20 protein-coding genes are annotated in these 19,690 nt (G+C 67.1%); 15 read left to right on the top strand and 5 right to left on the bottom strand.

The features are described 5' to 3' along the window. Positions 1-24 precede the first annotated feature (24 nt). Positions 25-687: a DUF502 domain-containing protein gene (locus tag IPG63_11975; GenBank protein ID MBK6727964.1), complete on the bottom strand. Its 663-nt coding sequence runs from the start codon at positions 685-687 to the stop codon at positions 25-27. 77 nt (positions 688-764) lie between these two features. Here IPG63_11975 and IPG63_11970 point away from each other — a divergent pair, with 77 nt between their 5' ends. Then, on the top strand, positions 765-1,352 hold the full coding sequence (locus IPG63_11970; protein MBK6727963.1) for an AAA family ATPase: 588 nt from the start codon (positions 765-767) through the stop codon (positions 1,350-1,352). A gap of 15 nt (positions 1,353-1,367) precedes the next feature. Here the strand turns inward: IPG63_11970 and rapA are convergent, their stop codons facing one another. Both rapA and IPG63_11960 read right to left on the bottom strand, forming a co-directional pair. Next, positions 1,368-4,205: an RNA polymerase-associated protein RapA gene (gene rapA / locus IPG63_11965; protein MBK6727962.1), complete on the bottom strand. Its 2,838-nt coding sequence runs from the start codon at positions 4,203-4,205 to the stop codon at positions 1,368-1,370. Between the two features lie 99 nt (positions 4,206-4,304). Continuing rightward, a complete protein-coding gene (locus IPG63_11960; protein MBK6727961.1) occupies positions 4,305-5,153 on the bottom strand; it encodes a symmetrical bis(5'-nucleosyl)-tetraphosphatase in 849 nt (282 codons plus the stop codon). A gap of 150 nt (positions 5,154-5,303) precedes the next feature. Here IPG63_11960 and IPG63_11955 point away from each other — a divergent pair, with 150 nt between their 5' ends. Next, the gene (locus IPG63_11955) at positions 5,304-6,650 is read left to right on the top strand and encodes an FAD-dependent monooxygenase (GenBank protein MBK6727960.1); all 1,347 of its coding nucleotides are present in this window, start codon (positions 5,304-5,306) and stop codon (positions 6,648-6,650) included. Positions 6,651-6,742: 92 nt separating this feature from the next. Here IPG63_11955 and IPG63_11950 read toward each other — a convergent pair whose 3' ends face one another. Both IPG63_11950 and IPG63_11945 read right to left on the bottom strand, forming a co-directional pair. Next, positions 6,743-9,553, bottom strand: coding sequence for a S8 family serine peptidase (locus IPG63_11950; protein MBK6727959.1), 2,811 nt, complete (start codon positions 9,551-9,553; stop codon positions 6,743-6,745). Next, positions 9,496-10,884, bottom strand: a complete 1,389-nt coding sequence (locus IPG63_11945) for a S8 family serine peptidase (GenBank protein ID MBK6727958.1) — start codon at positions 10,882-10,884, stop codon at positions 9,496-9,498. The genes IPG63_11950 and IPG63_11945 overlap by 58 nt, the downstream gene beginning before the upstream one ends. Before the next feature lie 357 nt (positions 10,885-11,241). Between IPG63_11945 and IPG63_11940 the strand changes: the two genes are divergently transcribed. The 13 genes from IPG63_11940 (at position 11,242) to IPG63_11880 (ending at position 19,563) form a co-directional block, all read left to right on the top strand. Next, entirely contained in the window at positions 11,242-11,418 is a 177-nt protein-coding gene (locus IPG63_11940) for a hypothetical protein (GenBank protein ID MBK6727957.1), read from the top strand. A gap of 23 nt (positions 11,419-11,441) precedes the next feature. Next, positions 11,442-12,083, top strand: a complete 642-nt coding sequence (gene ccmA / locus IPG63_11935) for a heme ABC exporter ATP-binding protein CcmA (protein ID MBK6727956.1) — start codon at positions 11,442-11,444, stop codon at positions 12,081-12,083. Beyond that, the gene (gene ccmB, locus IPG63_11930; protein ID MBK6727955.1) at positions 12,076-12,759 is read left to right on the top strand and encodes a heme exporter protein CcmB; all 684 of its coding nucleotides are present in this window, start codon (positions 12,076-12,078) and stop codon (positions 12,757-12,759) included. The genes ccmA and ccmB overlap by 8 nt, the downstream gene beginning before the upstream one ends. 4 nt (positions 12,760-12,763) lie before the next feature. Beyond that, positions 12,764-13,528, top strand: a complete 765-nt coding sequence (locus tag IPG63_11925) for a heme ABC transporter permease (protein ID MBK6727954.1) — start codon at positions 12,764-12,766, stop codon at positions 13,526-13,528. After that, complete coding sequence (gene ccmD, locus IPG63_11920; GenBank protein MBK6727953.1) at positions 13,525-13,674, top strand: heme exporter protein CcmD; 150 nt, start codon at positions 13,525-13,527, stop codon at positions 13,672-13,674. The genes IPG63_11925 and ccmD overlap by 4 nt, the downstream gene beginning before the upstream one ends. Next, positions 13,671-14,117, top strand: a complete 447-nt coding sequence (gene ccmE, locus IPG63_11915; protein ID MBK6727952.1) for a cytochrome c maturation protein CcmE — start codon at positions 13,671-13,673, stop codon at positions 14,115-14,117. Before ccmD ends, ccmE begins: the two co-directional genes overlap by 4 nt. Continuing rightward, positions 14,114-16,090 carry a heme lyase CcmF/NrfE family subunit gene (locus IPG63_11910; GenBank protein MBK6727951.1) on the top strand — a complete coding sequence of 659 codons (1,977 nt, stop codon included), beginning with the start codon at positions 14,114-14,116 and terminating at the stop codon, positions 16,088-16,090. The genes ccmE and IPG63_11910 overlap by 4 nt, the downstream gene beginning before the upstream one ends. Next, positions 16,087-16,614, top strand: a complete 528-nt coding sequence (locus tag IPG63_11905; GenBank protein ID MBK6727950.1) for a DsbE family thiol:disulfide interchange protein — start codon at positions 16,087-16,089, stop codon at positions 16,612-16,614. The genes IPG63_11910 and IPG63_11905 overlap by 4 nt, the downstream gene beginning before the upstream one ends. Further along, positions 16,614-17,042: a cytochrome c-type biogenesis protein CcmH gene (locus tag IPG63_11900; GenBank protein ID MBK6727949.1), complete on the top strand. Its 429-nt coding sequence runs from the start codon at positions 16,614-16,616 to the stop codon at positions 17,040-17,042. Before IPG63_11905 ends, IPG63_11900 begins: the two co-directional genes overlap by 1 nt. Next, complete coding sequence (locus IPG63_11895) at positions 17,039-18,100, top strand: hypothetical protein (GenBank protein ID MBK6727948.1); 1,062 nt, start codon at positions 17,039-17,041, stop codon at positions 18,098-18,100. The genes IPG63_11900 and IPG63_11895 overlap by 4 nt, the downstream gene beginning before the upstream one ends. A gap of 145 nt (positions 18,101-18,245) precedes the next feature. Further along, positions 18,246-18,476, top strand: a complete 231-nt coding sequence (locus IPG63_11890; protein MBK6727947.1) for a CopG family transcriptional regulator — start codon at positions 18,246-18,248, stop codon at positions 18,474-18,476. Then, positions 18,473-18,868 (top strand): type II toxin-antitoxin system VapC family toxin, encoded by a 396-nt coding sequence (locus IPG63_11885; protein ID MBK6727946.1) that lies wholly within the window; start codon positions 18,473-18,475, stop codon positions 18,866-18,868. The genes IPG63_11890 and IPG63_11885 overlap by 4 nt, the downstream gene beginning before the upstream one ends. Positions 18,869-19,119: 251 nt before the next feature. Next, positions 19,120-19,563 carry a DUF2442 domain-containing protein gene (locus tag IPG63_11880; GenBank protein ID MBK6727945.1) on the top strand — a complete coding sequence of 148 codons (444 nt, stop codon included), beginning with the start codon at positions 19,120-19,122 and terminating at the stop codon, positions 19,561-19,563. Positions 19,564-19,690: the final 127 nt, after the last annotated feature.

The raw sequence follows: 19,690 nt of genomic DNA, 5'->3' as shown, positions 1-19,690 counted from the left end.
GCATTGCAGGTCTCACGGCAGGGTTCAACGGATCGGCTCCTCGTCTTCGCGATAGAAGCGCAGCGTTTCCGGCGACTTGGCGCCGCCGGAGATGATGAAGGCCATCGCCTGGTCGACGCTCCAATCGGTCGGCGTCAGTTTCGAGACCGGTACGATTTCCAGATATCCCGAGGTCGGATTCGGCGTCGTCGGCACATACACGGCGGCCATTTCCTGGCCGGTGCGCGCATCGCGCAGCACGCGCGTGACCAGGCCGATGGTCTTCATCTCCGGGGACGGAAAGTCGATCAGCACCACGCGCTGGGTGCCGTCGGGCTTGGTCTGCAACGCTTCCAGCAGCTGCTTGGTACCGCCGTAGATGGTCTTCGCCAGCGGTACCCGCTCCAGCGTCTGCTCGAACAGCAGCAGCAGACGCTTGCCGATCACGCGCCGACTCAGCCAGCCGGTGAACATGATCAGCGAGATCGTCAACACGACGCCAAGCAGGAACTGCGTGGTCGACGATGCCAGCCAGCCGAACAGCGCCGGATGCGCGCGCGCCAGCGGGTCGAACACCGCCTTGATCCACGGCGAGGACACCATCGACAGTGCCTGGAACACAAACTTGAACACGATCCAGGTCAGCCAGATCGGAATCAGGGTGAGCAGACCGGGGACGAAATAGCGTTGCAGCAGTCGGCGAATCATGGGCTTCCTCGCGGTGCGCGAGTGTGCCGGGGACGCACGCCGCTGACCAGCCCGCGCCGCGCCGCTATGCTCGCGCCATGAGCCCGAACCGTCTGCCGAACGCGCCGCACGCGCGCCACCCGCACTGGTCGCGACCGGTCGTGGTCGCCCTGATCGGACTGCCCGGCGCCGGCAAGTCGACGCTCGCCAATGCTTTGGCCGAACGTCTCGACCTGCGCCTGGCCAACCGCGACCTGATCGCACGCGCGCTGTTCCCGCAGTGCACCTATTCGCTACCGGAGAAGCGCGCCGCGTTTCACGCCGTGTTGCTTGCGGTCGAAGTGAACGGCGCGATCGGCGAGTCGACGGTGATCGACGGCATGACCTTCTCCAGCCGCGGCGACCTGGAACGCGTGGCGCGCATCGCCGCAAAGTACGACCTGGTCATGGTCCCGATCTGGCTCGATCTGCCGGCCGACGTGGCCAAGGCGCGCATCGGCGCCGACCGCAAGTCGGGCCGCTACCACCCGGCCGACGACCGCACCCCGGCACTGGTCGACGCCGTGCTCGAACGCTTCGAACGGCCGCTGCCAACGGTGCCGGTGATCGACGCGTTGCTACCGGCGAACACCGTGCTCGACGTGGCCGAACAAATCATCGCCCAACGGGCGGTTCCGGTGCGGTAACGGCTGCGCCGCTGCTCAGCCGCGGTTTGCCAGCGTGAGGAAATCCGGGCTGACGATGAGGCGCACGGCGTCGAGGCGCACGCGCGATTCGGGCAGCAACTCGTGCAGCTGCTGCTTCTCGTCGGTGGCGGCGGCGATCTCCTCGGCGCGCACGCCGGGATTGACCGCGGCCAGCGCGACCAGGCGTTCGATCTCTGCCTCCAGGCGCTGGTCGGCGGCGAGCATGGCGCCTTCGACCTCGCGCCGGGCCAGGCGTTCGACCTTGGCCTGCGCGGTCTTCAGCATTGGCGGCAGCAACTGGTTCAGCACCTTGCGCAACTTGCCGAGGTCGATGGTCAGCTCGCTGGCGCGGCGTCGCGCTTCGTCGGACGGCTGGTAGTCCGGGCGTTCGCTCAGGCGCGAGTCGACCACGGCGCGCAACGGCAGTGGCGGCAGGAAGCGATCGACGTGCAGCTTCGCCGGTGCCACGCATTCGAGCAGGAACACGGCTTCGAGCAAAGCCGAGCGCGGCGGCAGCGCGGGATCGACCAGGAACGCGGCATTGCCGGTTTCGGCGCCGAGAAGAAGATCGAGCGCGCCTTGCACCATCGGATGATCGACCCGCAGGAAGAGCACGTCCTCGCGCGTCAGCGCGGTGGTTCGATCGAAGGTGGCCTGACGCGGCCCGTGCTCGAACCCCGGAAAGCCTTCGGTGCTCAGGTATTCGGGATCGAGCAGGTGGATGGTGCCGCTCAACTCTTCGCTGCTGATGCCGAACTGCTCGAACAGCTTGAGCACGAACTCGTCGCGCCCGGGGTTGTGGTCGTCATCGTGCAGGGCGTGCTGCAGCAGCGCGTCGGGCGCGGCGCGCTGGGTTGCGAGTTCGAGCAGGCGGTCGCGGCCGTTCTGGATCGCGGCCGCGAGTTCACGGTGCGCGGTCTGCGTGCGCCGGATCAGCGATTCGAGCGCTTCCTCCGCGGCCGAATGTGCCGCTGCATACTCGCGCGCGACGTGCACCAGTTCGGCACCGAAGCGGCGCAGCAATTCACGGCCGTCCTGCGGGCTGCTGCGGAAGGCATCCAGCCCTTCGTCGAACCAGCGCACCAGTGCTTCCTGCGCGGTGTGGCGGAACTTGGCGAAGTGCAGGTTGACATCGCGCTTCTGGCCGATGCGATCGAGGCGACCAATGCGCTGTTCAAGCTGGTCCGGGTCCGGCGGCAGGTCCCAGAACACCAGATGATGTGCGAACTGGAAGTTGCGCCCCTCGGAACCGATCTCGGCGCAGAGCAGCAGACGCGCTCCCTCTGCGCTCTGGAAGAACGCGGCATTGCGGTCGCGCTGGACGATGCTCATGCCTTCATGGAATCGCGCGACGGCGACGCCACTGGCAGCGCGCAGCGCCTCTTCCAGCGCCAGCACCTTGGCCTGGCTGCGGCAGATCAACAGGAATTTGTCGGCCGGAAATTCGTCGAGCAACGCCACCAGCCAGGCGAGGCGCGGGTCCTTCGCATAGTTCAGCGGCAAGGCATGGGCGTGCCCATCGACATCGCTCAGGAACTCCGCGAGCAAGTGCCCGCGCAGGTCGTCGCTGGCCTGTTCGTCGGGCAGCGTGACCAGTTCCGGCAGACGCTTGGGGAAACCGCCGACGACGGCGCGGCGATTGCGGAACATCACCCGTCCGGTGCCATGGCGGTCGATCAACGCTGCCAGCATGGCATCGCGCGCTTCGTCGTCTTCCGGCATCTGCGCGGTGTCGCCAAGCGTCGCCGTCAGCGTGTGCTGATCGTCATTGGAGAGCGGTTCTCCCTCGATCAGCGCCGCAGCCAGCACCGACAGCTTGGCGTACTCGGCGGTCTGCTGCTGAAACGCAGCAAGATCGTGGTAGCGCGCCGGATCGAGCAATCGCAGGCGCGCGAAATGACCACTGCGACCGAGCTGCTCGGGGGTAGCGGTCAGCAGCACCACGCCCGGCGTACGCTTGGCCAATGCCTCGGCAAGCACGTATTCCGAGCTCTCTTCTTCCGGCGACCACGCCAGATGATGGGCCTCGTCGATGACCAGCAGATCCCAGCCGGCAGTGACCAGTTGCTTCGCGCGCTCGGGGTTGGCGACGATGAAGCTGCTGTCGGTGATCACCAGTTCATCGTCTTCGAACGGATTGCGCCCGTCCGCGTTCAGCTCGATCGCCTCGACGCGCTCGGCGTCGTAGATCGAGAACGCCAGGTTAAAGCGCCGCAGCAGTTCCACGAACCACTGGTAGACCAGCGTCTCCGGCACCAGCACCAGCACCCGTCCGGCGCGGCCGCTGGCGATCTGGCGGGCGATGATCAGGCCGGCCTCGATGGTCTTGCCGAGGCCGACTTCGTCAGCCAGCAGCACCCGTGGCGGACGCCGATCGGCGACGATCTGGGCGACGCGCAGCTGGTGCGGGATCAAGTCCACGCGCGCGCTCTGCAGGCCGAACGCGGCGCTGCGCCGCGCTTGCGCACGATGGATCAGTGCCTGGTGGCGGAACTCGAACTGGTCATTGCGATCGATGCGACCCTGTCCCAGGCGATCCTCGGCCTTGGACACGTTCTGCAGGTCGTCGAGTCCAGTCTCGCACACACTGGTGCCGTGCACGGCGTAGTGCAGCAGACCATCGCGGGCATCGACCGCATCGACCCGATGCGGCCGACCGGCAAGCGTGATCAGGTCGCCAATGCGGAATTGCGCCCGCGTCAGCGGCGCCGACTGCGCCGCGTACTGACGCACGGTGCCGGTGCGCGCGTAGACCAGTTGCACCATGCGACCTTCGACCCGCAAGACGGTGCCGAGGCCGAGTTCAGGCTCGGCGTTCGAGATCCAGCGTTGTCCGGGAGCAAAGTTCGACATGGGGGACAGGACGTGGCGGAAGCGGATTATGACCGATGCCATCGCCGCGCGCGCACTTGCCGACACGCTGCCGAAGCAGCGGCACGATTCGTCACCCGATCAATCCGGGTTGCGCCCGCGCGTTCCCGGCAGCGCCTCACACTGCACCGCATGCACCCGCGGCTCCGGGCCGAGCTCCAGCGCTGTCAATTTGCCGCCCCAGACCGCGCCGGTATCGATGGCGTGGATGCCAAGTCCCTGGAACAGACCGAGCGTCGACCAGTGCCCGCAGATGATGGGCAGGTCACGCAGGCTGTGCCCGGGCACCTCGAACCAGGGATACAGCCCCGGCGCCTGGGTGCCGGGCGCGCCCTTGGCAGCGAACTCCATGCGACCGCGCACGTCGCAGAAACGCATGCGCGTCATCACATTGATGATTGCGCGCAGCCGATCGATGCCGGCGAGGTTCTTCGACCACAGTGCCGGCCGGTCGCCGAACATGCTCTTGAGCAGCTTGCGGTAGTCCTCGCCCCGCAGCTTGCGTTCGACCTCGGCGGCGCGCGCCATGGCGATATTCAGCGTCCAGCGCGGCGCCAGGCCGGCGTGCACCATGGCGAAACCGATCTCGCGGTCGACATGCAGCAGCGGCCGATGGCGCAGCCAGACGAGCAGATCCTCGCGGTCGGCGGCCATCAGCACACGTGCCAGATCGACGTTGGCGCGACGCTGTTCGACTTCCTTACGTTCAGCCACCGCCAGCAGGCTCAGATCATGGTTGCCAAGCACGACCACCGACTGCGCATCCAGCGAGCGCACCAACCGCAGCACCTCCAGCGACTGGCCGCCACGATTGACCAGATCGCCGCAGAACCACAGGCGATCGCGGGAAGGATCAAAACGAATGTGATCGAGCAGGCGCCGCAATGCGTCGTGACAGCCCTGCACATCACCGATGGCGTAGGTGGCCATCAGTACGAACGGCGCGGCCGGATGATGCGCGTTGGACCGGAAGTTGACATCCTCATCACGGCATTGTCCCTAGCTTGGCAACGCCGATCAATGACCTTGCCGAGGCAGCGCGCGGCAGGTGAAGATCGGTCCCCTCTCGTGGAAGCGTCCATGTCGAAACGCGAGCACACCGTCATTGGTGCCGGCCTGGCCGGCAGCCTGTTGGCGCTGAAGCTCGCACAACGCGGCGAACGGGTGCGCGTTTTCGAACGGCGTCCGGACCCTCGCAGGGTCGGCTATCTCGGCGGCCGCTCGATCAACATGGGCCTGGCCGAACGTGGCCTGCATGATCTGCGCAGCGCGGGCCTCGAGCGCGAGGTGCTCGATCTGGCGGTGATGATGCGCGGCCGCATGGTGCACGGAGTCGATGGCGAGCAGCGCTGCTTCCGCTATGGCCGGGACGACAGCGAAGTGCTGTGGGCGGTCAATCGCGGCCGTCTCAATACCTGCCTGATCCAGGCCGCCGAGGCCGCCGGCGCGGTCTTCCATTTCAGCTGTGTGCTGGAGTCGGTTGACTTCGTGCGACGCGAGCTGCGTTTCGCCGGCGACGACACCCAAGCGCGGTGTACCGGCTTCGAAATCGTGATCGGGGCCGATGGCAGCGGATCGACGCTACGCACGTCGATGCAGCGTGTCTCCGACCTCGGCGAGCGCATCGACTGGATGGCGCATGGCTACAAGGAACTGCGCATGCCGTCCGCCCCGGACGGCGGTTTCCGCATCGAAGCCAATGCGTTGCACCTATGGCCGCGACAGGCTTGCATGCTGATCGCGTTGCCCAATATCGATGGCAGTTTCACCGCCACGCTGTTTCTCGCCAAGCAGGGCCACCCGAGCTTCGCCAGTCTCGAGGGCGCGGCGGCGGTACGCGATTTTTTCGCGACCCGCTTCGCGGACGCGTTGCCATTGCTGCCGGACTTGAGCGCCGAGTTCGAACGCAATCCGGTCGGCCCGTTGGCCACGCTGCATCTGGATCGTTGGCATCTGGATGGCCGCGCGCTGCTGATCGGCGACGCCGCGCACGCGATCGTCCCGTTCCAGGGCCAGGGCATGAACTGCGCGTTCGAGGATTGTCTCGAACTCGATCGCCTGTTGGCCGAGCATGACGATCCCGAGTCGGCATTCGAGGATTTCGCCACGCGTCGCAAGCCGAACACCGATGCCATTGCCGAAATGTCGATGGAGAACTACATCGAGATGCGCGATACCGTCATCTCCGATCGTTTCGTGCTGCGCAAGCAGTTGGAGCGCAGCCTCGCCGGCCTGCATCCGGAACGCTTCGTGCCGCGCTACTCGATGATCATGTTCCGCCGCATCGGCTACGCCGAGGCGCAGCGTCGCGGTCGCGTGCAGCAGCAGATCATGGACGACCTGCTCGGCGACGCCAGCGACCTCGATACCGTCGATTACGCCCGCGCCGAGCAACGTATCGAATCCGAACTCACGCCGCTGCCATGACGCAGCGGTGGTGGCGGATTGGATCGCGCCGTTGCCGGCGCTCACGATACGCCAGGCGGTTGCCGGAAGAGATCGCGCCGTTGCCGGCGCTCCTACTGGCAAGCCATGTCCGGGGTGATCTTGGCCTGGGTGGATGCGGTGCGGATCCAAGTGCCGGGCACCGGGTCGGCGTAGTCGATGTTGATGTCGAGGCTGCCGTTGCCGTTGTTGCTGTAGCGGCGGGTCATGCTGCCAACCTGCTGTGTCGCCGGGTTACCGGTGCGGCTGCAGGTTGGGCAGAAGCCGCTGTACTGCAACAACGGGAGGGTGACGTTCGCGCCCGGCACCGTGGTCGCGCCGAGCAACCAGCGCGGATTGCCCACTGCATCGAACAGGTACGCTGCTTCGGCATCGGCCACCGAAACCGCGGTGACGCTGAAGCCCCAGCCGCCGTCGCCGGGTTGGTACCAGGCGCCGCTGTATTGCGCCGGAGAGCCCCCCACGGTCGGACAAGTCAAGGGCGCCAGGATCTGGAACGGCTCGCTACCGTACTGGCCGTCGAGCATCCACGAGAAGGTGAAGCTGGTCGCGGTGTTGAACGTCAGGATCACCTCGCCGACCGCGCTGGAGTCCGGCGTGCCATTCCATGTGTAGCGGGTCAGCGGCACGCGCCAGACGCCCTCGTCGCCGGTCGGCGCGTTGCCACCGGCGTAGTACCAGACCGGCGTGCCGTCCTGCAGGTAGGTGTACCAGACCAAGGCCCAGATGTTGCCCACCTGCGACAGGAACATGCCGTGACCGGATCGATTCGGGTTGTAGTAGGACTGCATCGCCGGACGCACGCTGCCGGCGGCAAAGTCCAGATCGGCAGTGAGCGTGAACGTCGCCGCGGTCGTCCCGCTGTTCACCGGCGTCACGTACCAGCGTCCCGGCGTCAATGTCGGTGCCAGCATGTCCACTGCTTCGGTCGCACCGGAGTGCATGGAGGTGCCCTGTGCCAGCCCGCGCGCAGGGGCCGCGGCAAAGGTCGGCGGCGACAGCGGTTCGGTCGCCTTGGCGACGTACAGGTCGATCTCGCCGCTGCCGCTGGTGGTTACATGCAGACCCGTGGCATTCGGCGGCACATCGATCACGATGCGCTCATGCGCCGAGTTGCCGGCCAGCGTGATGCGCTCGCTGTCGCCGAGGCCGTTCAGCACGATCGGCTCCGGCGTTGCAGCACCGGTGCGCTTGATCGACACCAGCACTTCGCCGACGCCGGAGGTGCGCGCCTGCGTCGCGCCGAAGCGGCCGATCGCATAGGCGGTCTGGCCGACATCCAGCCACGGTGCATTCCAGGCGACGCGGGTCTTGAACGCTGCCAACCGCTCGAGCACGCGCGGCCCGGTCATGCTCAGACTGGAGTCGCCACTGTTGACGGTCGGAATGTGCGCCGTCTCGATCTCGATTGACGCCGAAGCGGTGCCCGAGTAGCGCTGCACCAGCACCCAGTAGCGCTGGTCGCTGGAACTGAACCAGGTGTCCACCTGGCACGACTCCTCATTGCCGGAGGTTGCCGAGCGGCACAACTCCTCGTCCTCATCGGCCAGTCCGTCGCCGTCCGCATCGATGCCGACGAACAGGTCGATGTCGCCAGACGTGCCGGCAGCAGTGCGCGCGAACAGCACGCCATCGACACCCAGCCCGGCGCTGGTCGGGCCGACCAAGGTGGCGAAGGTGCCACCGGAATTGTCGTAGACATCATCCTCGGTGGAATCGACAGCGATGGCGCGATCGAATCGCTGCGCGGCGACCAGCGTCGAGTTCTCGATGCTGAGATCGGGCAATGCCACCAGCCCGGAGAGATCGATGTCGCGGAAACCACGCTCGGAACTGGTTTCGATGGCGATGCTCGAGGGCATGTTGCCGGAATCGGCGAACAGCGAGATCGGCAAAGTGGTGGTGGCGACGTTCGGGTCACTCGGGATCAGCCGGATCTGGCCATCCACCCAGCTGCCGACCAGGGCTGCGTTGTTCACGTTGAGCGCAATGTTGAGTGCCTGGCTGGCACCGGCAGCGAGCGTGAACGTGGTCGGGGAAATGACCGCAGTGGCGCCGCTCGGCAGCGTGGTCTCGACGCGCCAGCTACCGGCGATGTTGGCGGTAGCGGTGCGGTTGAAGCTGCACTGCTCGAAGCAGTTGCCGTCGTGCACGAAGGGCAGGTTCAGGGATTTCGGGCTGCCGCTCAGCGCCGGATCGGCGGCAACGAACTCCGCGCGCGAGACCGCGAAATGCAGGCCGGCTCGCGCGGCGTCGGCGAGCGAGACACGCCCTGCGCCGCCCTCAACATGGAGCGCCGGGGTGACGCCGTCATCGAGCACGACGCGATTGGCCGCCGTGGTCAGCAGCGCCGATTCCACCTGCGCCGCGGTCCAGCTCGGGTTTCCGGCGAGCAAGAGAGCAGCGGCGCCGGCCACGTGTGGCGTCGCCATCGAGGTGCCGGTCATGGTGGCGGTGCCACTCGAGTTGTAGGCAGCAGCGACGATCGCGGTGCCCGGCGCGGCCACGTTCGGCTTGAGCACGCCGGAATAGGTGGCGACCGGCCCGCGGCTGCTGGACGAGTTGAGCACATCGCCACGGCCATCCATGCGCCGCTGCACACCGGCGATCGCGCCGCTGACGCTGCCGCTCGCGAGCCGCGCGGCCTCGACCGCATCGCGCAATGTAGTGCCGGCGGCAGCGTCGAGTTGCACCGCCGGCAGGAAGTGGTTGTCCGAGACCAGATTGCTGTCGCCGCCGGGCAGGTTCACCAGGATCATGCCGAGCGCGCCGGCGAGCTTGACGTTGCAGCCCTTCTCGACGCGCGCGTATTCGCCGCGATTGCAGATCACGATCTTGCCGGTGAAGGTGCCGGGGCGAACGGATTGCTCATGCTGCTGTTGCAAGTCGATGTGTTCGATGTCGAGTTGCCGGTGCCGCACAACGCGTTGCCGTAATCCTTGGCGTGCACGATCTGGGCGCTGGCCGCTGCGCCAGTGAAGCCGACGCCCACCAGATCGAACGGCGCGGCGATACCGGTACCGCTGATGCCGGTCACGGTATTGCCGAAATAGCGGCCGGAGTTGGCGTTGGCCGCAGTGATCACCCAGGGTGCGTTGCCGGGCGCACCGACCGTGCTGACGCCTGGGCCCTCGTTGCCGGCTGCGACCACGCCCACGATGCCGGCCGCGCGCGCATTCAGGAAGGCGCTGCCGTCATCAATGCCGCCTCCGCGAACCCCGGACCAGGGATCGCGTTCGCCGCCGCCGATCGAATAATTGATCACGTCGACGGCATCGGCCACCGCCTGGTTCAGCGCCGCCACCAGCGCCGAACCGACGCAGCTGTTGTCCTTGTTGCAGGCCTTGTACATGACCAGGTTGGCGCGCGGCGCGACACCCGAGGGCGTGATCTGCACCGAAGTGGTATTGCCGCTCTGCGTCACCGTGAACGGATTGCCGAGCACGGTGCTGGCCACATGTGTGCCGTGACCCATGCAGTCATTGCCCTTGGGCGTGGTGGTCTGTCCGGTGCAGGTCTCGTTGATGTAGTCGTAGAGGCCGATCAGCTTGTCGCTGCAACGGGTCTCTCCGGCGTTGTTGCAGACGCCGTATCGCTGACCACGCGGATTGCTGTGGTTGAAGCCATCGCTGGACAGGTCCTGGAACGAGGGATGGGTGGTGTTGACGCCGCTGTCGACGACGCCGACAACCACACCCTCGCCGCGGGTATGGATGGTCGAACCGAGCACCGTCCCATTCCAGATCGGCTCGGCGCCGATCCACTGCGGACCGGCGTCGGTCAGCATGCGTCGCTCGAAGTCGGGCCGCACCCGCGCCACGCCCTCGACCAGCGCCAGCGCTTTGGCCTCGGCAGCGGTGAGTTCGATGGCAAAGCCGTTGGCGACAAGGTCGTAGCGGTGGGTCGGCGTCAATGCGCGCCCGAACTGCTTCGCGCCGAGCGCGAGCACCTGGTCCTGGCGCTCGCGCAGATAACCGACATAGCGCTGTACCGGCGCGGCCTTGGCGTCGAAGCGACGCTGGCCGGTGACGCTGATCGCGGTCGGCTCCAGATCGTGTGCACGCTTGGCGTTGCCGAGTTGGTCGGCCCGCTCGAACACGGTCGCCGCTGGCTCCGCCAGCGAAACCAGGTAAACCTTGCGCGTATCTGCGGCATGGGCCGCACCGAACAGAGCGAGCGAAGCGCAGAGCACTGCGCCGAGACGTGCGTGATTCATGATGGATACCTTTCTTTACGATCGCGAGCCGGCGATCATCGCAAATCTTCCTACACCCTGCACCTGTACCCGAATGGAACGCGATCTCCTCGACCAATTCCTGTGCGCCGAGTATGGCTGCGAAAGCGGCACTCCGGCGTTGATTCACATCGGTGAACGCTGCGCGTCCGCTGGTTCGCGGCACTGGATCACCGCATACAACCCGCTGGGTGCGATCTGTCCGGACGCCAGCAACCTGGCCGCACAACGGCTGTTGCTGGGGGCGGTCGCCGCGGCCGGATGGCACGGCGAAGCGGGCTTCGCGCGCGCGCCGGCCACGGCGCCCGGCCAACCAGGCCCTGGCAGGAACCCTGCATCGTGCTGCACTCGGTGCCGGACGCCCTGGTCGACCAACTCGCACACCGATTCCGGCAACTGGCCACGGTCGCGCTGCATCCGGGACAGCCAGCGCGCTTGCGTTGCTACCGGGCCTTCTGGAACGAGCGATTTCACTGCGCCGACATGGACGCTGCGAACGTCGAATGGGTAGCATAGCGGTCCACTTTTCCCGACCGACCATGTCCGATTCCCCCGATGATTCCGTGCCGCTGCTGGCAGCGCGCGGCCTGGCCGTCGTGCGCCAGGGAGAACCGATCTTCGGCCCGCTCGACCTTGAGTTGCGCGCCGGCGAAGTGCTGTTGGTCGAAGGCGGCAACGGCAGCGGCAAGACCACGTTGTTGCGCGTACTCGCGGGCCTGCTCGCACCGAGCGAAGGTTGCATCCTGCGCGCCGGCATCGCGTCCGAAGAACTGCTGGCACCGGTCGGTTTCCTCAGTCACGCCACCGGCCTGCGCGCCGATCTTTCGCCGCTCGAACAACTCGACTTTTTCGCCTGCCTGTACGGGGTTCGACCCGGCATCGCAGCGATAGCGGCGTTGCACAGCGTCGGCCTGGCCGGCTTCGAGCACATGCCGGTGCGCCGTCTGTCTGCCGGTCAACGCAAGCGCTGCGCGCTCGCCGCGCTGCTGCACACCGCCAATCATCTGTGGCTGCTGGACGAGCCCTACGCCAACCTCGACCGCGACGGCCAGATCCTGGTCGACCGCCTGCTCGAAGGCCACATCGCCCGCGGCGGCGCGGCACTGATCACTTCGCACGGCTTGATCGAACCGCAACTTTCGCGCGTGCGGCGCATGCGCCTGGAACTCGCCGATGCGTAAGGGCAGCGTGCTCTCTGCGTTCTTCGGCGTGATCCGCCGCGATGCGCTGTCGCTGTGGCGGCGCCGCGCCGACGCGCTGAACCCGATCTGGTTCGCGGCCATCGTCATCACCTTGTTCCCGCTCGCGCTCGGGCCGGAGGCGGCCAAGCTGGCGCGCATCGCCGGCGGCGTGATCTGGGTGATCGTGCTGCTCGCCAGCCTGCTGTCTCTGGATGCGCTGTTTCGCGCCGATCTGGAGGAAGGCTCGCTCGACGTGATGCTCACCAGCGCGCAGCCACTGGCGGTGCTGGCCGGGGCCAAGATCCTGCTGCACTGGATCGCGACCGGGCTGCCCCTGCTCGCGATCACGCCGCTGGCCGCGACCGCGCTCGGACTATCGCCGCGGGCGCTGCCGGTGCTGTTGACCTCGCTTGCACTCGGAACCCCGATCATCAGCGTCATCGGCGCCTGCGCCGCTGCGCTCACCGCGGGCCTGCGCCGCGCCGGCATGTTGCTGTCGCTGATCGTGCTGCCACTGGTGGTGCCGGTGCTGATCTTCGGAGCCGGCGCGGTCGAGGCCAGCCTCACCGGCACCTCGACCACGCAACCGCTGCTGCTGCTCGCCGCCGGCCTCGCGGCCGCGGTCAGCCTCGGCCCGCTGGTTTGCGCCGCCGCCTTACGCCTTGGAAACCACTGATCCCATGAACCCCTTTCTGATCTGGCTGAACAGCTTCGGCTCTCCCGAAAAGTTTCATCGGGTGGCGCTGCGCTTCGAACCCTGGCTGCTGGCACTCGCCGTGATCTTGGGCGCGACCGCGCTCTACCTCGGGCTGGTCAAGGCCCCCGCCGACTACCTGCAGGGCGAGTCGGCGCGGATCATGTACATCCACATCCCGGCGGCGTGGATGTCGCTGTTCATCTACGGATTCATGGCCGCCGCCGGATTCTGCGCGCTGGTCTGGCACTTCAAGGTGGCCGAATTGATGGCGATGGCGGCGGCACCGATCGGCGCCGGCTTCACCGCGGTGACGCTGGTCACCGGCAGCCTGTGGGGTCGCCCGACCTGGGGCACCTATTGGGTCTGGGATGCACGCCTGACCTCTGAACTGGTGCTGCTGTTCCTCTACTTCGGCGTGATCGGCCTGTACAACGCCATCGAAGACCAGCGCAAGGGCGCGCGCGCCGCGAGCCTGCTGGCGCTGATCGGGCTGATCAACCTGCCGGTGATCCACTTCTCGGTGAACTGGTGGAACACGCTGCACCAGGGCAACTCGATCAACCTGTTCGCCGGCAAGTCGAGCATCCACCCGTCGATGCTGTGGCCCTTGATCCTGATGGCCTTCGCAACCAAGTTCTGGTTCGGTGCCTCGCTGCTGGCGCGCACGCGCGCGGCACTGCTGGAGTTCGAGGCCGGCAAGGAATGGGCGCAGACGGCGCTGTTCGGACCGCGGAGACCGCTGGCATGAGCCACACGCCTTTCATCATCGTCTCGTACGCGGTATTCGCCGCGTTCCTGGTCTGGGATTTCGTCGCACCGCGCTTGGCCCTGCGCCGGCTGCGCCGCGAACTGGGCGCCCGCGCAGCGCGCGTCGAACGCAGGAAGAACGCATGAACCCGGTGCGCCGTCGCCGCCTGGTGGCACTCTCGATCGGCCTGCTCGGGCTCGGCATCGCCGCCGGCTTTGTCGTCTATGCGCTGCGCGAAAACCTGCAGCATTTCGTCAGCCCGACCGACATTGCCGCCGGCAAGGCGCCGCAGGGCCATCGTTTCCGCCTCGGCGGTGTCGTGCTGGAGGGCAGCGTGCAGCGCTCGGCGACCTCGCTGGAGGTCGAGTTCATCGTCACCGACCGCTTCAAGCAGATCCCGGTGCACTTCAGCGGCATCCTGCCCGACCTGTTCCGCGAGGGTCAGAGCGTGGTTGCCACCGGCACCCTGGAGGACGGGAGCCGTTTCCTCGCCGAGGAAGTGCTGGCCAAGCATGACGAGAACTACATGCCGACCGAAGTCGCCGACGCCATCGCCAAGGCCAAGGCGCAGAAGGAAGCGGCGCGATGATCCCCGAACTCGGCCAGTTCGTGTTGATCCTGGCGCTGCTGGTCGCGGCGGTGCAGGCGTTCGTGCCGCTGGTCGGCGCGCAGACCGGACGCGCGCGCTGGATCGCGCTGGCGCGACCGGCGGCGCTGCTGCAGTTCGCGCTGGTCGGGCTGGCCTTCGCGCTGCTCACGCAGGCGTTCGTGGTGCAGGACTTCTCGGTCGCCTACGTCGCGCGCAACTCGAATTCGGAACTGCCGCTGCTGTATCGGATCGCGGCACTCTGGGGCGCGCACGAGGGCTCGCTGCTGCTGTGGGCGCTGATGCTGTCGCTATGGACCGCGCTGGTGGCGTTGCGCACGCGGGATCTGCCGGAGGCATTCATCGCCCGCGTGCTGTCGGTGCTCGGATTCGTCGCGGTCGGCTTCCTGCTGTTCACGCTCCTCACCTCGAACCCGTTCCTGCGCAACCTGCCGGCCTGGCCCGAGGGCAACGACCTCAACCCGCTGCTGCAGGACCCGGGACTGATCTTCCATCCGCCGATGCTCTACGCCGGCTATGTCGGTTTCGCGATTGCGTTCGCGTTCGCGGTGGCGGCACTGATCGAAGGTCGCGGCGACAACCGTTGGGTGCGCTGGGCGCGGCCGTGGACGCTGGTCGCCTGGGCATTCCTGACCTTCGGCATCGCGCTCGGCTCGTGGTGGGCCTACTACGAACTCGGCTGGGGCGGCTGGTGGTTCTGGGACCCGGTCGAGAATGCCTCGTTCATGCCCTGGCTGGTGGGCACCGCGCTGATCCACAGCATGGTCGTCAGCGACCAGCGCGGACAACTGCTGCGCTGGACCGTGCTGCTCGCGATCGTGGCGTTTTCGCTGTCCCTGCTCGGAACTTTCCTGGTGCGCTCGGGCGTGCTCACCTCGGTGCATGCCTTCGCCGCCGACCCGACCCGCGGCGTGTTCATCCTCGCCTTCCTCGGATCGGTCACCGGTGGCGCGCTGACGCTGTACGCCTGGCGCGCACAGCGCTTCGCGGTCGACCCCGGCTTCGCGCCGGTGTCGCGCGAGTCGGCGATTCTGCTGAACAACGTGCTGCTGACCTCGGCTGCGGCGATGGTGCTGCTCGGCACGCTGTTTCCGCTGCTGGCGGACGCCTTCCACTGGGGCAAGATCTCGGTCGGACCGCCCTATTTCGGCACGCTGTTTCCGCTGCTGATGGCCCCGGTGGTGTTGCTGATCGCATTCGCGCCGCACATTCGCTGGCGACAGGACCAGATCGCTCGTTTCGCCGGGCGACTCACGCCGGCACTGATCGCCGCCAACGTGTTCGCCGCGCTCGCCTTCGTGGTCGCGGGCGCGCCATGGAAGGCTGCACTCGGGGTGCTTGCCGGCAGTTGGGTGGTCGTGTCGGTGGTGGACTATTTGCGCGTTCGGGGCCGTGCGAAAGCGGGCGACCACGGGGAGTCGCCGCGTCCATGGCGCGGGTTGACGCGGTCGACGATTGGCATGTTGATCGCGCATGCCGGGCTCGGCGTGTTCGTGATCGGCGTGTTCGTCACCGACTCGACCAGCATCGAGAAGGACGTGCGCCTGGTGCCGGGCGAGTCGATCGAGGTGCGCGGCTACCGCTTCGTGTTCGAGAAGCTCGAACACCGCGAAGGGCCCAACTTCAGCGCCGACCGCGGCGTGATCGGCGTCTATCGCGGCGACCGCCTGATCGAAACCATGACCCCGGAAAAACGCCAGTATCGCGGTCGCCAGGTGATGACCGAAGCCGACCTCGATCCCGGGTTCACGCGCGACCTGTACGTCGCCATGGGCGAGCCGGTCGGTGACCACGACGCCTGGGCGATCCGCATCTACCACAAGCCCTTCATCCGCTGGATCTGGCTCGGCGCGCTGCTGATGATGTGCGGCGGACTGGTCGCCGCGGCCGATCCGAAACTGCGTGCCGCGCGCAGCGCCGCGCGTGAGCGTGCCACTGCCGAGGTCACCGCCTGATGCGCTACCTGATTCCGCTGCTGCTATTCCTCGGCCTTGGCGTGCTGCTCTACGCCGGGCTCGGCAAGGACACGCGCATGGTGCCCTCGCCGCTGATCGACAAGCCCGCGGCCGCGTTCGATCTGCCGGAGCTGCGCAACCCGGCGCAGCGCGTCCTGTCGAAGCAGTTCGCCGGCAAGCCCTGGCTGCTGAATGTGTGGGGCAGCTGGTGCGTGGCCTGCCAGGAAGAACACCCGGTGCTGCTCAATTACGCGAAGTCCAAACAGATTCCGCTGGTCGGACTGAACTGGAAGGACGACGAGGCCACCGCGTTGCGCTGGCTGGCCACGCTCGGCGACCCCTACGACGCGGTCGCGGTCGACGCCGAAGGTCGCGTCGCGATCGACTTCGGCGTGTACGGTGCCCCCGAGACCTTCCTGATCGACGGCAACGGCGTGATCCGCTTCAAGCAGATCGGGCCGCTGACCGCGGAAGTCATCGCCAGCGAAATCACGCCACGACTCGCAGCGATGGGAGTGAAGTGATGCAACGCGCCGTGACCGCCCTCGCCTTCGTGCTGCTCGCCAGCCTGGCCCACGCCATCGATCCACTGCCGTTCGCGAACGAGGCCGAGGAGCGACGCTTCCAGTCGCTCGCGCAGGAGCTGCGCTGCCTGGTGTGCCAGAACCAGAACATCGCCGACTCCGATGCAGGGCTGGCCCGCGACCTGCGCAAGGAAGTGTTCGAGATGATGCGCGCCGGCAAGAGCGACGACGAGATCAAGCAGTTCCTGACCGAGCGCTACGGTGACTTCGTGCTGTACCGGCCGCCATTCAAGGCGACCACGCTGGTGTTGTGGGTCGGACCGCTGCTGATCCTGGTGGTCGGTTTCGCCATCGCGCGCTCCATGATGCTGCGCGGCGGTCCGCATCCGGACCTGCCCGGCCCGATCGACGACAAGGTGGAGCGATGACCCCGGCGTTCCTGGCCTGGATCGGGCTGATCAGCCTCGCCACGCTGCTGCCGCTGCTCTGGCCCTTGCTGCGCCCGCAAGTCGCAGCGGACACCCGCAGCGTTCCTGCGCGAGCTTTGGCGGTCGTGCTGCTGATCGCGCTGCCGCTGGTTGCAGTGTTGCTGTATCGCGAACTCGGCGAGCCGCGCGCGCTCGATCCGGCACAACTGGTTGCGGCGCCCACCGATACCGAGACCGCACCCGACCTCGCCACCGCCGTGGCCGGTCTGGAGAAGCGGCTCGCGCGCGATGGCGATGACCTCGATGGCCTGCGCCTGCTCGCCCGCGGCTACCAGGGGCTGCAACGCTTCGCCGACTCGCGCGATGCGCTCGGCCGCGCGCGCGCGCTGCAACCTGATGACATCGACCTGCAAGTCGAATACGCCGAAGCCTTCGCACTGGCCAGCACCACGCGCCGCATCGAGGGCGAAGCCGAGTCCCTGCTCACCGATGCCTTGTCCAGAAACCCGGATCATCAGCGCGCGCTGTGGCTATCCGGCATCGCCGCGATGCAGCGCGACGACCGCAGCGCCGCGCTCGCACACTGGCAACATCTGCTGACCCTGCTGCCACCGGACTCGACCGTGTACGCCGCAGTCGCGGAGCAGGTGCGAGAGATCGGCGGCGAAGTGCCGCAGTCCGCGGCCGCGGAACCAGCCACCACGAATGCGGCCGCGATCCGCATCCAGGTCAGCGTGGCCGCGGCGCTGCGCGACCAGGTCGCACCCGGCGACACCGTGTACGTGTTCGCGCGCGCCGCCGAAGGCCCGAAGATGCCGCTCGCGATCCAGCGCTTCGCCGCATCGGAACTGCCGAAGGAAATCGTGCTCGATGACAGCATGGGCATGACCGCCGGCCCGCATCTGTCGCAAGCCCCGCGCATCGTGCTCGGCGCCCGCATCTCCAAATCCGGCGACGCCATCGCAAAACCCGGCGACCTCGAAGTACTCTCGCCCGCACTCGACCAGACCGCACTCACCCAACCCGTCCCCCTCGAAATCGCCGAACGGGTGCGCTGAGCGCTGGGACTGTCGCGGCGCATAGTGGTCTACTGAGACGTCGCAAGCCACGCCTGCGCAGCACTTGCGCGCGGCGGGCAGCGGGACAAGTGAAACGATAGAATGCGTGCAGCGCGGTGACTGCAGAATCGCCGAGGAGTCGGAAATGGGCCAATTGACCATCGATCTGGACGCCGATACCACGCGCCGCGTCACCGACGCCGCAGCTGCGGCGCACATGGCGGCAGCCGACTGGGTAGCGGCGATGGTGCGGGCGCGCGTCAACGCGGAATGGCCGACCGATGTGCGCGCACTGGCCGGCGCGTGGCCCGATTTCCCTGAGGCGGCATCGCTGAGGGGGCACCAGCCAGCCGAGGTTGATCGGGAAACCTGGTGATGTACGCGCTCGATACCAATGCCGTCATTCACTTCTTCAAGGGCAAGGGCAAAGTCGCCGAGAGGCTTCTGGCAACACCGCCGGGACAGATCGCGATTCCCGCGATCGTGCTGTTCGAGTTGGAACGCGGCGCACGCAACCTCGCCGGCGGCGCCGGGCGCATGGAACGACTGGCGCGATTCGTGTCTGCAATCACGGTGCTGCCTTTCGATGCGCACGCTGCCAGCGTTGCGGCGCAAATCGCCCTGCATCTCCAATCATTGGGACAACCCATAGGACCGTTCGACACGCTGATCGCCGCGACTGCGCATGCGCAAGGTGCCACCTTGGTCACGCACAACAGCAACGAGTTTTCCCGCGTTCCGGGCTTGATCATCGAGGATTGGTACTGAGCCGCGCGAAGCGAACAGCGCCCAGGCGCCGACGCCGCAGGCCGGGATGTGGTTCGACCGCTGCAGGCTGGATCTCTACTCGCGCGAGCACGGGGTGCCGAATTATCACTTGATCGCCAACGACGGTCGGCGCGGCGCCTAAGCCATCGCCGGTCTCGTGCTGCTCGCTGGTGGCATTGACGAACGCGACGCTCGCGAAGCCCTGGCTTGGGCGAGCGCGCATGCATCCGGTTTGTCGTCCAAATGAACCCATGACCGCGAAGATTCCCCGCCTCGCTCGGCTGAAAGCGCTGAGCGCGTACCGACTTGCCCTCAGTTGGCAGGATGGCACCAAGGCCGCGATCGACCTGTCCGCAGACATTGCCCGCGATCCGGGCCTCAAGCCGCTGCGCGACGCGCGCGAATTCTCCACTGCGGCGCTCGACGAAGGTGGCCACCCGGTGGTGTGGCCATGCGGCGTGGACATCGGCGCCGACTCGCTCTGGCGCGACACGCTGTTGGCGATGGGTTGCTCCGACACCTTTGCTTTCAACGACTGGCGCATGGCTTATGGCCTTTCGTTCAGCGTCGCCGCCGAAGCGCTGGGACTGTCGCGGCGCATGGTGGCCTACTACAGCGCCGGCGAGAAACCTGTTCCCAAGACCGTGTTGCTGGCCTGCGAAGGCTACGCAGCACGCCAATCGCGCGCGGCCTGACGTTGTCGTACCTCCACGCGCTGCGCCACCGCTTCCTTCGCGGCTTCCTCGATCCACCGTGCCGCAACCAGTCGCTTGCGCCGTGTTGTCCAAGCGGAATTTGCGGATCATGCCGCCCGCTTTGCGG

The sequence above is a fragment of the Lysobacterales bacterium genome, assembly GCA_016703225.1.
Taxonomy (GTDB): domain Bacteria; phylum Pseudomonadota; class Gammaproteobacteria; order Xanthomonadales; family Ahniellaceae; genus JADKHK01.
The sequence above is the reverse complement of the archived record's forward strand: the minus strand, read 5'-3'. Positions and strand labels throughout refer to the sequence as shown.

Excerpts from the sequence above, each read along its gene's own strand:
- IPG63_11975 (MBK6727964.1), bottom strand. The coding sequence starts at position 687 with ATGATTCGCCGACTGCTGCAACGCTATTTCGTCCCCGGTCTGCTCACC.
- IPG63_11970 (MBK6727963.1), top strand. The coding sequence starts at position 765 with ATGAGCCCGAACCGTCTGCCGAACGCGCCGCACGCGCGCCACCCGCAC.
- rapA (MBK6727962.1), bottom strand. The coding sequence starts at position 4,205 with ATGTCGAACTTTGCTCCCGGACAACGCTGGATCTCGAACGCCGAGCCT.
- IPG63_11960 (MBK6727961.1), bottom strand. The coding sequence starts at position 5,153 with ATGGCCACCTACGCCATCGGTGATGTGCAGGGCTGTCACGACGCATTG.
- IPG63_11955 (MBK6727960.1), top strand. The coding sequence starts at position 5,304 with ATGTCGAAACGCGAGCACACCGTCATTGGTGCCGGCCTGGCCGGCAGC.
- IPG63_11945 (MBK6727958.1), bottom strand. The coding sequence starts at position 10,884 with ATGAATCACGCACGTCTCGGCGCAGTGCTCTGCGCTTCGCTCGCTCTG.
- ccmA (MBK6727956.1), top strand. The coding sequence starts at position 11,442 with ATGTCCGATTCCCCCGATGATTCCGTGCCGCTGCTGGCAGCGCGCGGC.
- ccmB (MBK6727955.1), top strand. The coding sequence starts at position 12,076 with ATGCGTAAGGGCAGCGTGCTCTCTGCGTTCTTCGGCGTGATCCGCCGC.
- IPG63_11925 (MBK6727954.1), top strand. The coding sequence starts at position 12,764 with ATGAACCCCTTTCTGATCTGGCTGAACAGCTTCGGCTCTCCCGAAAAG.
- ccmD (MBK6727953.1), top strand. The coding sequence starts at position 13,525 with ATGAGCCACACGCCTTTCATCATCGTCTCGTACGCGGTATTCGCCGCG.
- ccmE (MBK6727952.1), top strand. The coding sequence starts at position 13,671 with ATGAACCCGGTGCGCCGTCGCCGCCTGGTGGCACTCTCGATCGGCCTG.
- IPG63_11910 (MBK6727951.1), top strand. The coding sequence starts at position 14,114 with ATGATCCCCGAACTCGGCCAGTTCGTGTTGATCCTGGCGCTGCTGGTC.
- IPG63_11900 (MBK6727949.1), top strand. The coding sequence starts at position 16,614 with ATGCAACGCGCCGTGACCGCCCTCGCCTTCGTGCTGCTCGCCAGCCTG.
- IPG63_11895 (MBK6727948.1), top strand. The coding sequence starts at position 17,039 with ATGACCCCGGCGTTCCTGGCCTGGATCGGGCTGATCAGCCTCGCCACG.
- IPG63_11890 (MBK6727947.1), top strand. The coding sequence starts at position 18,246 with ATGGGCCAATTGACCATCGATCTGGACGCCGATACCACGCGCCGCGTC.
- IPG63_11880 (MBK6727945.1), top strand. The coding sequence starts at position 19,120 with ATGACCGCGAAGATTCCCCGCCTCGCTCGGCTGAAAGCGCTGAGCGCG.